The following is a 13,559-nucleotide window of genomic DNA, read 5'->3' on the forward strand; positions in this document are numbered from 1 at the left end:
AAGCCCCCCGTTCTTCAACTAACGGGTGCATTAGTAAAAATATCAAAAGGTGATCTAATAATGAGTATACAAGTCAAATTGAAAGATATTATTGAGGAAATGGAAATACAGTTTGAAGAATCACGTTCATTTCTAAATCCTGTTCCAATCATATCGGTGCCTTTTACAAAGGCCCTTCCCCAATGGAGAAGGGCTAATGTTTTATTTTAAATTTTTTCGTCCTTGTTCATATTTCTCCTCATGCATATGATCAACATAATCATCTGATATTTCACCTAAATGAAGTAAATCCTCCCCGTTGTCTACAACTTCCAGTGATTCAAAAAACTCTTGAGGTATATTAAAGTCAATCAGAAGTTCCCCTGAAGGACTGTAAACACTGCCAGATAAACTACCTTTTGGAGGTTCTTGCATTTTTAATAAATCATTTAAGGTTACTGGATGGCCGTTAACCTTAAAGTTCATTTTAATTTCATACAACGCAATTGTTTGTTCTAAAATTTGAACCATTTCATTAAGTTCTTCATCGCTTAATTGACTAGGATCTTCTACATTGGTGAATTTTTCCCAAAGGGTATCGTTTGTTGCTATTTGGTCAAGTTGATCTTTATTTTTTTCTTCTACTTCAGCTAAGTAGTTAAAAAATCTTTCTGCTTCTTCTTCAGTAATGCCAAATTCCCCTAATGCTTTTTCGATTTCCGCCATATACTCATCGTTGTTTACATAGAATTCAACTGATGCATCCAAATCCTCTATAAATTTATAGTCATTCAAGTTATCACCAAAATGGTCCATTAAATCATTAAATTCTTTCTCGGTAAGACCATATTTAGTTAATAACTCCTGAAAATTTTTCGAGTTAATTGGGGTACCCATGACATCTTTAAGTTCTTCCACTGTGTTAAAATCATCTAATGGAATTTCATAGTAGGAAAGATAGTCAAATAACTCTTGTTTAGTCCATCCTATTTCCGCTAAATATTGGTTCAATTCATTTTCTGGTGGAGCAGCATTCGCTGAAGGAACATTCAATAGGAATGGCAGCATGAGCATGAGCACTAACAAAACCTTAATACGAACCATTGGTACCCTCCTTTAATTTGGTGCAATTATAATTTACCCTGATAAGGGATACTTAGAAGTATAAACATACCTAATTCTATTGGAAGTAACACCAAGATTACACAGAACTGAGGCAGATGAATGGAGAGTTATACATACCGTAGTGGACGATCTCGCTTTTTTTAGTGAATATGATTAGACAAGGAATTTTGTTTTAAACTCACTAATAGGGCCAAATAAATGTGGAAAATATGTCCTTAAGCAATATTTTATTTTTTATTTTTATAAAATTCCTAAAAAATCGTTAGCATAATTATTGGAACCTAAAATAAATGTAAAAACTTTCATAGGGCACATGGTGTCTTACAAGAAAGTGTATGCCCTCTTATAGGATAAACTCTAAAACCATTTAATAGTTCCTGACGTATAGGATAGGAAAAATTTCATCGCTATTCTTCCCAATCGTTCACTTTCATAAAAACGTGTGCTATGTGAAATCCTATTATCACTGGAACAAAATGGAGGATGTTATAAATGAGAGAGATTCAAGAAAAAGGTCTATTCTGGCATTGGGGAATAAGGATGTACAGATTGCGCTGGGCAGTAACAATTTTTTGGATATTGTTATTTATAGTTTCTGCATATTTTGTCCAAAAACTACCTGATAGGCTTAAGGAAAGTGGATTCAATTCGAAGGGAAGCGAATCGGACCTCGGATTTTCATTAATAAAAAAGGAACTTGGGACGTCACCGTCTACAGTCACTATTGTTTATACAAGTCATGATACTGACTTAACAAGTGAACAAGCGAAGAAGGACATACTGCATTCATTAGATAAATTAAAAAAACGAAACTATGTTGAAAAAATTCACATCAATTCAACACCTCGTTTAATAGAGGATAAGGGAATTCAGTCTGTTGTTGTTGAACTAAAACTAAAGAATCAAGAGGCTCTTAACCATTTTCCAGAGATGAAAAGGCTAATAGGGAAGCCCCAGGGAATGGATACATATGTTGATGGGGAAATTGCGACAACTCATGAAGTACAGCAGGCAACAAAACAAGACATGGCACATTCAGAAAAGATTGGCCTTCCAATTGCCTTACTTGTCCTATTATTTATTTTTGGGACAGTGTGGGCAGCCATTCTGCCTCTATTAGTTGGGATAATGAGTGTATCACTGGCACTTGGAATAATTTATTATCTTACTGATTATTACTCGTTCTCAAATTTTCTTCCAAATATAGTTATGATGCTGGGTCTTGCGATCGGAGTTGATTATGCACTGTTTCTTGTCAGCCGTTTTCGAGAGGAATTAAAGAGACAGGAATCAGTAAAGGCAGCTGTGGCCATGGCTACACAAACAGCAGGACAATCTGTTTTCTTTTCTGGATTTGCTGTATTAATTGGTATGTTCGGCATGCTGTTTATAAAACTCCCTATTATTTACTCTCTTTGTTTAGGTGGTGTGCTGGTGGTCTTTTCAGCAATGATCCTATCATGCACGCTTTTACCCTCACTACTAGGTATTTTGGGCCATCGTATCAATTCTCTTAAGGTTTTTGCGGGCACTCAAAAGAGAATGGAGAATTCAATCATGTGGGAGCGAATCGCACTGTCCGTAATGAAACGGCCAGCCATATTTGCCATTTTAATAAGCACCTTGTTAATATCTTTTATGCTCCCTATCGTTCGTATGAAAGTAGGGGTTCCTACTGCGGAAGTATTGCCTCCGTCCTATGAATCAAGGATAGGGGTGGAATTGCTAAAAAAAAATTATGACGTACGGAAATCAAGCCCGATTTTTATTATTGTGAAGGCAAAGGAAAATGTCACAGAAGTATCATCCACTAGGAACATAAAGAAATATGAGGATAAGATTCACCAATTACCTGGTGTGCTTTCGGTTCAAAGTTTTATCGATGTTCTTGGAAACCGTACACCAGAAGAAACCTTTCAACTACTTAAGTTAAAGGGTACATATGACCGAATGTTAAATGAAAGTTTATTGAAAGGGAATTTTGCTTTGCTTACAGTTGTACCACGGTCAACGCCAGATTCGGTCGAAGCTTCCAATCTTGTTCACCAGATAAGAAATGTATCAACAAATGAATTGGAAACGTATGTTACTGGGCAAACCGCTTTGCTTGTGGATATGATGGATCGAATAAATTCAGGTTTACCGTTGATGATGTTATTTATTATATCTGTGACTTACTTGATATTGTTGTATGCTTTTAAGTCGGTTCTAATTCCGCTTAAAGCGGTCATGATGAATGTCTTAAGCCTTGGAGCAAGTCTAGGAATAGTGGTAATTATTTTTCAGTATGGATGGCTCACTAATTTACTAAATATTACATCTACTGGCTATGTTAGTATCATTATGCCTGTAACAATCTTTTGTATTGTGTTTGGTATTTCAATGGATTATGAAGTCTTTTTAATATCAAGAATTAAGGAAGAATACGATAGGTCAGGTGATAATGAAAAAAGCACAGCCGCAGGACTCCAGAAAACGGGTCGTCTTATCAGTAGTGCTGCATTAATTTTACTAGTAGTTGTTGGTTCATTCATTTTTACCAATATTGAGATTACAAAAGCACTCGGTGTTGGTTTATTTTGTGCTATTTTTATTGATGCTACCCTGATTAGAATTATCGTGGTTCCCGCATTAATGAAACTGCTCGGTCCTGCGAACTGGTGGGTTCCTAGATGGATTCTAGGAAAATGATTTTTGGAGTGGTTAAAAAAGTAGATTTATTATATCGCTGAGCATTCAGGTAACGAACTAAGCGTTACAAAGGTTAGCTCCGTATCGGTACGCAACCTTTTGCGGCAGGACTTATTGAATTTATGCCTCCTGCTGAACGTAAAAACCTCTACCGAATGAAGAAAGTCGTTTTCAGAGGATGATAAATTCATATTTATAGAACCCATTAAGTGCCGTGTAAAGTATAGGAACCTAACTAAAGCTGGGTTCCTCCGGATCCCGTCATTTGTACAATGGAATAAAAAAATATCAGGATGGAATCGAAATGGTTTCATCCTTTTATTATGATTACATAGCAGTATTGTGAAGGTTTCTACTTAAACTATAGGGTAGCGTTAGTTCAACAAGGGAAAGTAAAAAAGTCGATTCCTTAACATAAGAGGAGATCGACTTTAAAATGCAAAACCAACAAATTTAACTACAAGTTTGATGAAAGGAAAGTTTTTGCACCAGAATCCTGGTAGATATTAATTTAATAAAACATATTTTTAGAATTTGAACTGTGAATAGTGTTAAATTCACTAGCTAACCTCTTTGTTTGTTAATGCAAAGTGTTTATTTTTTTTATAGTCAAATTGTTTCTCCCACTTGGTCATTACTACTGCAGCCAACGCATTTCCTACGACATTAACAGTAGCTCGACCCATATTTAATAGAAAATCAACCCCTGCGATAAAGGCCAAGCCTTCGAGTGGTAGACCAGCAGCCCCTAAAGTAGCTAAAAGGACGACAAAAGATGCACCAGCTACTCCAGCAATCCCTTTAGAAGTTACCGCGAGAATTAAAACCAACGTAATTTGTTCAGTTAAAGACATGTCGATTCCATAAAGTTGAGCTATAAATATTGCAGCAATTGCCTGGTATAAAGTAGAACCGTCTAGATTAAAAGAGTATCCTATTGGGACAACAAAAGAAACAATTGATTTCGGACATCCGAATTTCTCCATTTTTTCCATTAGTTTTGGAAGAACAGTTTCGGAAGTAGCAGTAGAGAACGTAAGGATTAATTCGTCCTTAAGAAGTTTTATCATCTTTAAAAAATCAACTTTAAAAAGTTTAGCTATTAAACCCAAGCAAACGATAACAAAGAAGAACATGGCACCATAAGTTACAAGAATTAATTTTCCCAACGGGATAAGTGAACTGAGACCAAATTTAGAAACAGTGACACCTATTAGTCCAAATACCCCAAATGGGGCAACTTTCATGACAAGACCTACTACATAAAACATCGCATGCGAAACACTCGTAAAGAAATTTAAGACGGGTTCTCCTTTTTCACCGATTGCTGCGACTCCTAACCCAAAAAGCACAGAAAAGAAGATAATAGACAATAACTGTCCACTTGCCATAGCATCAAAAATATTGGTCGGAACGATATTAATTATGAAATCTAAATGTCCACCATTTTCAATTTGCTTTTCGGTTTCAACATAGCTTGAAATATCACCTTTTGTCAGTTCATTCAAATTGATACCTGTTCCAGGATGAAAGACGTTCGCAAAAATTATTCCTAAAACGATGGCTATCGTGGTAACGATTTCAAAATAAAGTATGGTCTTAAATCCGAGTTTGCCAAGCTTCTTAGCATCCCCTAATCCAGCTACGCCAATAATAATACTAGAAATAACAATGGGAACAACAACCATTTTAATTAAGTGTAAAAAGATATCACCAAGTGGCTTTAAATACGTTTCAACTCCAGGGTTTTTATAGAAAATAGCACCTACAATAATACCCGATAGAAGACCAGTTAAGATTTGAAGTGGCAATCCGAATTTTTTCATTCTCTTTTATTCCTCCTTTTTTAGTGTGCTTGATCCTGCAAATAACAAAACAATGGGCTGAACATTTAGCAAGTTACAAGTAATACTAATAATTGTAATACAATAATTGATTTTTTTGTAATACAATAATTGATTTTTTGTAATACAAGTTTTATCAACTATCTTGATTTTTTTGACAATAAGGCTTAGAATTTAGATGGATTCAAAAATATATCTTAAAATTAGTATACAAAAGCGTTTTCATTCCGTCTATACTTTTTTGATTTTTAAATTTGTATTACATATTATTGAAAGGAGATAAGAAAAATGTATGATTATATTATTATTGGCGGGGGAATCGTAGGACTGTCTACCGGTTATGCACTTACTGAGTGCTATCCACATGCAAAAATTGCTATTATTGAGAAAGAACATAGACTTGCTCACCATCAAACCGGGCATAATAGTGGAGTTATTCATTCGGGTATTTATTATAAACCAGGAAGCTTTAAAGCTAAGTTTGCACGTGAAGGAAATGAAGCCATGATTTCGTTTTGTAAAAAACATGGGATTGCATATGAGGTGTGTGGCAAGGTGATCGTTGCAACAGATCCAGAAGAGCTTCCATTTATGGATAATCTATATAAGCGTGGCTTACAGAATGGATTGAATGTAGAGAAAATTGGGGTTGAAAAACTTAAAGAGATTGAGCCACATGTGAGAGGGCTTGGTGCAATTCGTGTTCCAAGCTGCGGGATTGCTGATTACAAAGGGGTTTCTCAAACCTTCGCTCGTCTTATTCAAGAGAGAGGTGGAGATGTGCACCTTGCCACGAAAGTAGAGAAAATTTACGACAGAGGGGATGGTATTACGATTGAAACAAATCGGGGTACATTCCAATCCCACTTTCTGATTAACTGTGCCGGACTACAAAGTGATCGGGTTGCAAAAATGAGTGGATTGGGTACCAAAGCGAAAATTGTACCATTCCGAGGAGAGTATTATGAATTGATACCAGAGAAACGATACCTTGTTAAACATCTTATTTACCCGGTGCCAAACCCTGATTTTCCTTTCCTAGGTGTTCATTTTACCCGTATGATTAATGGTGAGGTTCATGCTGGGCCGAATGCTGTTCTTAGCTTTAAACGGGAAGGCTATAAGAAAACAGATTTTAACTTCAAAGACTTTTTTGAGGTGATGTCGTACTCAGGTTTTTGGAAAATGGCAATGCCGAATATGAAGGAAGGTATTAATGAAATAATTCGTTCCTTCAGTAAAAAAGCATTTTTACTGAGCTTGCAGCGACTTATTCCAGAATTAACAGAGAGCGATATAGTACCAACCCATGCAGGCGTTAGAGCCCAAGCGCTTATGCAGGATGGAAGTATGGTAGACGATTTCTTAATCGATTCAAACCAACGTTCCACTCATATTTTAAATGCACCTTCACCTGCGGCAACTGCTTCTATTTCCATTGGTCAAGCTATTAGTGAACAAGTTCCACAGCCTCCTAATTTAAAGAGTTATTCCAAACCTATCGAAAAAAGGAAGGTAAGTATTTGATACAAAAAGAGAAAGTCTCACAAAAAATATCAAGAGAATTGCTAGTTATGATTGAGAATGGAAAGTTTCCACCAGGTTCAAAACTCCCTACTGAAATGGAATTAGCTGAATTATTTGGTGTCAGTCGAATGCCTATTCGAGAAGCTTTAAGTGTTTTACGAGCTATGGGACTTATTTCATCTCAGCAAGGAGGAGGTAGTTATGTTGAGGAAATTATTCCAACCTCTTTAAGTCAGCATTTTCACATTCAAAAAGCTGACGGAGAGAGCATCCGACACTTATTTGAAATGCGTAAAATTTTAGAGCCAGAGGCGGCTTATCTAGCTGCATGCAGGCGAACATCCAATGAATTAGAAAAAATGCGAGAAGTACTAAAGTGGATGGAACAAGATTTTATTATTAAGGAAAGGACAGGTAGAGAAGCTGATTTTGAATTTCATCGAACAATTATACAAGCTACTCACAATTCAGTCATGATTCTTATGCTTGAAAACCTGTCTTCTCTTTACAATAAAGTATTAGAGATTACCCTTAAGCAAAACGTTGGACTAGTAAGAAAAAGAGAAATAGTTTATAAAGAACACGAAAATATTTTTCTAGCAATTGAATCAGAAGAGCCAGAACTTGCAAAGGTACAGTCCATCATTCACTTGAAAAATGTAGAAAAGAAATTTAATTTATTTTTAAATAGTTAACCTTTCTAGGTTCTGTTTCCGAAAAAAAGACTATTTTTAATATTGAATTATAAAATAAAAATTAAGTTTTTACAAAAAGAGTGTAGCATATTTTCTTTTTCAATTATCAGGCCATTGACTACAGTATGAGTTTCCATGGGATTAATAAAAAAGTCGATTCCTTATTGTCTTAGGTGAACTGCACCCCAATTGTTAGACACAACTAACAATTGGAGGTGCAGTTTTTTATGGCGAAATTTTCCCCAGAGGAAAAAATACAAGCAGTAAAACAATATATAAATGGTATTGAAGGAGGAAAGACAATTGCTAAATCTATAGGAGTTCATCCTAGTATACTCCACCAGTGGATTAAACAATATGAAATTTTCGGTGAAAATGCTTTTGTAAAACCATGTCAATATTGAGTTCTCACGTCTTGCCTATGAGATGGGAACCTTTATGTACAATCGTCTTAAACCTGTCGGAAAATATGAACACCCTACAAATCCACCACCAACGTACAAGAAATTTTACAGCTTGAGTTTCAAAACGTTTAAAGTATCGACCTTGACGGTACCTAACCAGAAAGCCACGGCTTCCAGTGTTCAGTTCACATTCTTTGATACGATTAAATTCGTTGAAAGGATAAATTTATATCCATAGTAAACTAATAAAAGGAGTGAAATACATAGTCCATTCTGTGAATTTATTACCCATCAAAGGGATTCTAGATGTTCTTCATAATAATCCTTCTCCATTATTCCAAATCGCTGGAAATGCCTTTATGCTTACCCCATTTGCATTTGCTCTGCTGTATTTCAAATGGGCAAAGAGTAATAAACAAGCTATTTGGTATTCTTTTCTATGTACAGTTGGGATTGAATTTGTACAGTTCTTACAAAGTATCTTAGGCTCGATGTTTGAAATAGGTATGGGAAGAAGTTCGGATATTGATGATGTAATTTTAAATACAATAGGGGCTGTTGTTGGAGTTGGCTGTTATTTTCTATGGGTAAAAATCAAAAAATTAGTTACTCAAAAGATAAAAAACTCTGGTGTAACTTTTTAATAGAAAGCCAATGATACTCTAAACTTTTTGTTGTTATGAATAAAAGCTTGTGAAGTAATGCACTTAAACTAACGGGTGCTTGAGTTGAATATGAATAAGGAAAATCCTTTAAATTCAAGAAAGGATTAACTATCAATGGGAATGACATATGAAGATTGTAAAAAAGTTATTAGAAATATGGAAGAAAGACTTAATTATCACAAGATGATAGCCAAGTACACCAAACAAACAGTAAAGTTAAATAAACAACAAGATTATATAAAATACTGGGAATCGGCTATTCAACAAGCAAAGAAAGACTATAGTTCTGTATACGATAATATTTGACACATTAGAAAAGTTCTTCAACTATAGGGTGCGAGAGTTAAAGAATGGGATGGCTGTGGCTATCCCATTTTCTTATTGTGCAAACGGGGCAGGTTATCGTAAGAAGGAATACTACTATCATCCCTAGAATACTAATGAAATGATTATTAAATAAATGGAGTGAAGGGATATGAATTTATTCTTTTCTGTTTTATGTATTCTTTGTGGAATTGTCGTTATATTTAACTCCATTTTCAAATTAAAAAGAGCGAATTTTAAAGAAAAGTTTCATTTTTTGGGTGCTGGGGACGGTTCTGTGGAGTCTTCAATATTTGAAATTTTATTTAGTATGGTAACTTTCTTTCCTTGGTGGATTGCAAAAGGATTTGTCATTAATTGGAAACGTCATACTCGGATGGATCATATATTCAAGACAACAAGCAACCCATGACCAGATTGTGGCATATGAGAGTTCAATTAGATTACTCGAACAAGCTGTTACTATGATAAATAACGCTTTACAAGGGAAGGAAACTAAGCATTTCTCCACTAAATTGTACATTAGCTTATAAGTAATTAAGAAGATTAAGGATCACAATTCCTAGCATGCAAACGATAAGCAAATAGGCCCCATTGTCTTTTAATCCGACACCAATACTGGATTTTTCCACCAAAGTGCTAACCAAAAGATTGATTGGATTTACAGGACTCAATACGGAGGAAGCAGACCAAGCAATCATTATGACCATCGCGAGAATTTCTTTGGACGTGCCAATCATCGCCGGATCCATTTGGGTAGCCAAGACAGTCACCACAACCAACTGATGGATTCCTACAAACGTCACACAAACCATGGTGATGAGAATAAATAAAGCAAAAAGTAAGAAAGATTTCTGCGCGACATGAGTCATGAAAACATTAATCCCCTGGCCAAAGACGGTACCTTTGAGTGATTGGCCGAAGAACCCGGCACTAATATACATGATAATTTCATTATTCATGATGGGAACGGCTTTGTCCCGGTAATCCACAAGATGATGCTTCAACGAACCCCACTGTTTAGAAAATAGCCCCCAGATGCCGGGAAAAAGAATCGATAACAGGCTGACGATGACAAGCATCGACCAATGAGTGATGGATTCTGTTGCTATCGTTACGACCATGATGGAAAGGATCATATAGACCAAAATCTTTATCCTTTTGCGGTGGTCCGGCGTAATGACCTCCCGATGATCCCCTTCTACATCGAGATTATGTTTTTTTGCCCAGATCCCAAACATGAAATTGCCAATCAATAAAAATAAAACAGCAATACCAACTCCATAAGACATATAGTCTTTAACAGAAACGTGCAGATACAATAAAGTGACACCTACTGCCGCGTAATAGGGTGACCATAAAATGGTCGTAGAAAATCCGATAAGGTATGCTTTGGACAGAAAAGTGGGCTTCAAACGCAACCCCTTTATTAATTCATCCATAATGCGAATGGCCCCGATATTCAATATAGGACCGAGAAAAAACAGAACGGTTGTAATCCCCATAAACATTTTCCGAGGATGGTTTTGGTATCGATTAAGATACAGCAAAATAGAGTCAAAAAAACCACCCATTTTCAGCGGTATCGATAATAAAGGCACAAGCACTAGGAGGGTAAGCAAAGAAAGGTTGGCCGTAATCCCTTCGGCAGTTGCACCGATTCCCTGCCCTTTCGCGTAGGTTAATGCGAGACCGGCAGCAAACATAAGAACACTAAAGAATCGCGGAACCTTCTTTGCCAGCGTTACACTAGCCAGAAAAGCAATGGTTGCCATAATCGCCAAAATATATTGGAATGTCTGAAAATGAACAAAATATTGGACCAAAAATAAAAGACACATTCCAAGTATAAAGTTACTTCTCACCGAAGGATCCTCTCCCTTTAAAATAGATTGTTCATTTCTTAATGGTATATTGTATACAATTAGTGAATTTACATTTATTATAAAGGGTGGTCCATTTTTTCGTCAATGCGAAATTAAATTTTCACCTCTTTGCTATTTGAAACCATTTCTGTTCATTTAAATTGGTTTTTGTCATTCCTTTGTCTCCTTTTAATTCATTTGAAATACCATTTAATTATACTAATTTTTAGTAATTTTTGGTAAGAATTTCTTCATATGAAGCGGAAAAGTATTTTGTGAAATATTTCACTTGAACTAACGGGTGCATTACTTCAACAAAGGGGTAATGCTTTTTTTATTGAACTAAAGGGGCAGGATAGTTGAATAAAAATACTTACATAATAATAGCGGAGGTGTTGGAATGATTACGGTTAAAAATGCTGAAAGTTACCTTAAAGATAAGATTGGTAATGATTCCGATGATATAAAAAAAGCTTGGGAAACATTTAAGGATTTTTGTAAAGAACCAGTTGAGGGAGAAGGAGATAAAGAAATTTTATTTCAATGTGGTGTTTATGATTTTACTGGAGAGGAACTATTTCATTTTGATTTTGTACGTCAGTTTACTGTTAATGAAGAAGACGAGTATTCGAATATGGAACAACTTCATTGTGAATTTTTATTTAAACCAACAGCTGAGTTAAGAATATTAGAGGTATCAGAATGGTCAATGGATTATGATGATTTGGATGATTTTTTTAATCAAATAGAAAACCTTCAGGAGTTTAAAATACCTTTGAATTTAAAGCCGATAAAATCAGAAATATATCAAGAAGAAGTTTAAACCTTGTTTCACTAACGGTTGCGTTAAGTGAGTAAAAAAAGGACTACGGCAGTCCTTTTTTACATTGACATTATATCCACTTTTTTAGCTTTACCTTTAGTATCTCTTTATCATTTTTTTGATTTCGAATAATTCTTTTTCTAGAGTCATTTTGAAAATCTTTATAAGATAATTCTAAAAGGTTAATGCCATGTTTAGGTAAAACTTCTCTTCTTCTTTGGTCATAAATTTTCCTTTGCTCTCCACGACTAACTCCACTGATTGTTTTTATTCCTGGTTTATCAAAAAAAGGGGTCGGTTCATAATGTTGTTTTTCTTTATATTCTATGACCAAATTTAACCTCTCATAATAAACATCAACGGGTAATTCTCTAGTCATATTATTTTTCCCTCTATCACCTCTTAGAAAAGCAAATTTATGCTGTCGAGAACCTTTTATGCCTAGGATTTCATCACATAAATTGATTATATATGCTTCATCACTATCAACACGTTTGTTAATTGTCATGCATCCCCCTTCTTTCATAATTAAGATAGTATGAATTATTATTATTGTTTAGAATTTGTTTAGATTCGTATTTTATTGTCAACGAATTGTAGCTAGCGTTCATCAAATGGGTGCTGCGTCAGCCCTTTTCTTATTGAACAAACGTGGCAGTTTAGTTGAACAAATAATGACAATAGCATAATTTTACCATTATTTAAAAGCGTGAAGATTTAGTAAAATACATTTAAAGTGAAATCGCGATAATACGGGAGAAATCAAATGGATGAGAAATTAATAGCTTTTGTAAATGAGAATGTGGAATATTATGAACGTGTTTGGCGGAAAAAATATAGTTGGAATTGGGCTGCTTTTTTCCTGGCTTTTTATTGGTTGGGATATAGAAAAATGTATAAGCAAATAATCCTTTTTAATGTAATCTATCTAATAACAGATTTAATTTGGTATAATTTTGTACCTAATTTTGATTTGGCATCAGGTGTAACTGCATTAATTGTAGGCATTTTTACAGGATTCAATGGTAATAAAATGTATAAAACAAAAGCTGAGAAAGCCATAGAACGTGTAAGCGATTTAAAGCTTAATTATTTTGATGAAATTAAAGAACTTTCACGTAAGGGTGGCAGAAGTAAGGTAGGAGTTGTTATTGGTTTAGGAATTTATTTGGTGTTCAACTTCGTATATGATGCCATAATTAAATTTTTATAATGGAAAGAAAAAGTTTTCTTTAATTAGGTTTATTTTCAGAATAATAGAAACTAGAAAAAGTAGAAATACACACACCCTGCCTTCTTCAACTAAACCAGCTAATAGTTTGTCAATATTTTTCAATAAAAACTTAAAATATTTCATGGTATACTAAAAATGTGCATGCCAAATAACCTTCCTTATCTCAACTTTTGGAAGGTTTTGTATTGTTTAGTTTTATTTATTATTTAAGCTATATCTTGGAAAGTAGAGTTGCTTCTTAAAAGAGCATAGATCCATTGTAAGAGTTTATTTGCACAGGCTATTACAGCTACTTTATAAGGCTTTCCTTCTTCGCGTTTCTTATCGTAGAACTCTCGTAACCTCTTGTTACGCGGGATGATTTCTTGGGTCATTTTCTTTTT

At 34.8% G+C, this 13,559-nt stretch carries 11 protein-coding genes and 3 pseudogenes; 9 read left to right on the top strand and 5 right to left on the bottom strand.

Annotation, left to right across the window (positions count from 1 at the left end; genetic code table 11):
* Window positions 1-210: pseudogene (locus COE25_RS31130) on the top strand (hypothetical protein); the annotation flags it as partial.
* Here COE25_RS31130 and COE25_RS28160 read toward each other — a convergent pair.
* Window positions 202-1,083: a processed acidic surface protein gene (locus tag COE25_RS28160; RefSeq protein WP_098935002.1), complete on the bottom strand. Its 882-nt coding sequence runs from the start codon at window positions 1,081-1,083 to the stop codon at window positions 202-204. The pseudogene COE25_RS31130 and the gene COE25_RS28160 sit on opposite strands and share 9 nt — an antisense overlap.
* A gap of 513 nt (window positions 1,084-1,596) precedes the next feature.
* On the opposite strand from COE25_RS28160, the gene COE25_RS28165 reads away from it, so the two are divergent.
* The gene (locus COE25_RS28165) at window positions 1,597-3,795 is read left to right on the top strand and encodes an MMPL family transporter (RefSeq protein WP_098935003.1); all 2,199 of its coding nucleotides are present in this window, start codon (window positions 1,597-1,599) and stop codon (window positions 3,793-3,795) included.
* A gap of 560 nt (window positions 3,796-4,355) precedes the next feature.
* Here COE25_RS28165 and COE25_RS28170 read toward each other — a convergent pair.
* Window positions 4,356-5,621, bottom strand: a complete 1,266-nt coding sequence (locus COE25_RS28170; protein ID WP_098935004.1) for a cation:dicarboxylate symporter family transporter — start codon at window positions 5,619-5,621, stop codon at window positions 4,356-4,358.
* A 306-nt stretch (window positions 5,622-5,927) separates the two neighbouring features.
* On the opposite strand from COE25_RS28170, the gene lhgO reads away from it, so the two are divergent.
* The 5 genes and pseudogenes from lhgO to COE25_RS28205 all read left to right on the top strand — a co-directional run bounded on the left by lhgO (window position 5,928) and on the right by COE25_RS28205 (window position 9,666).
* Window positions 5,928-7,166, top strand: a complete 1,239-nt coding sequence (lhgO, locus tag COE25_RS28175) for an L-2-hydroxyglutarate oxidase (protein WP_098935005.1) — start codon at window positions 5,928-5,930, stop codon at window positions 7,164-7,166.
* The gene (locus tag COE25_RS28180) at window positions 7,163-7,861 is read left to right on the top strand and encodes a FadR/GntR family transcriptional regulator (protein ID WP_098935006.1); all 699 of its coding nucleotides are present in this window, start codon (window positions 7,163-7,165) and stop codon (window positions 7,859-7,861) included. The genes lhgO and COE25_RS28180 overlap by 4 nt, the downstream gene beginning before the upstream one ends.
* 227 nt (window positions 7,862-8,088) lie before the next feature.
* Window positions 8,089-8,262, top strand: a pseudogene (locus tag COE25_RS28185) (transposase); the annotation flags it as partial.
* 278 nt (window positions 8,263-8,540) lie between these two features.
* A complete protein-coding gene (locus tag COE25_RS28195) occupies window positions 8,541-8,909 on the top strand; it encodes a VanZ family protein (RefSeq protein WP_257209009.1) in 369 nt (122 codons plus the stop codon).
* A 496-nt stretch (window positions 8,910-9,405) separates the two neighbouring features.
* The gene (locus COE25_RS28205; RefSeq protein WP_098935010.1) at window positions 9,406-9,666 is read left to right on the top strand and encodes a hypothetical protein; all 261 of its coding nucleotides are present in this window, start codon (window positions 9,406-9,408) and stop codon (window positions 9,664-9,666) included.
* A gap of 115 nt (window positions 9,667-9,781) precedes the next feature.
* On the opposite strand, the gene COE25_RS28210 is transcribed toward COE25_RS28205, so the two are convergent.
* Window positions 9,782-11,119 (bottom strand): hypothetical protein, encoded by a 1,338-nt coding sequence (locus COE25_RS28210; RefSeq protein WP_142354525.1) that lies wholly within the window; start codon window positions 11,117-11,119, stop codon window positions 9,782-9,784.
* Window positions 11,120-11,519: 400 nt separating this feature from the next.
* Between COE25_RS28210 and COE25_RS28215 the strand changes: the two genes are divergently transcribed.
* Window positions 11,520-11,942 carry a hypothetical protein gene (locus COE25_RS28215; RefSeq protein WP_098935012.1) on the top strand — a complete coding sequence of 141 codons (423 nt, stop codon included), beginning with the start codon at window positions 11,520-11,522 and terminating at the stop codon, window positions 11,940-11,942.
* 70 nt (window positions 11,943-12,012) lie between these two features.
* On the opposite strand, the gene COE25_RS28220 is transcribed toward COE25_RS28215, so the two are convergent.
* Entirely contained in the window at window positions 12,013-12,450 is a 438-nt protein-coding gene (locus tag COE25_RS28220) for a hypothetical protein (protein WP_098935013.1), read from the bottom strand.
* A gap of 258 nt (window positions 12,451-12,708) precedes the next feature.
* Here COE25_RS28220 and COE25_RS28225 point away from each other — a divergent pair, with 258 nt between their 5' ends.
* The gene (locus tag COE25_RS28225; protein WP_098935014.1) at window positions 12,709-13,155 is read left to right on the top strand and encodes a DUF2628 domain-containing protein; all 447 of its coding nucleotides are present in this window, start codon (window positions 12,709-12,711) and stop codon (window positions 13,153-13,155) included.
* A gap of 227 nt (window positions 13,156-13,382) precedes the next feature.
* Here the strand turns inward: COE25_RS28225 and COE25_RS28230 are convergent.
* Window positions 13,383-13,559 (bottom strand): annotated as a pseudogene (locus COE25_RS28230) (IS110 family transposase); the annotation flags it as partial.

It is taken from the genome of Bacillus sp. AFS031507 (assembly GCF_002584635.1).
GTDB lineage: Bacteria > Bacillota > Bacilli > Bacillales > Cytobacillaceae > Neobacillus.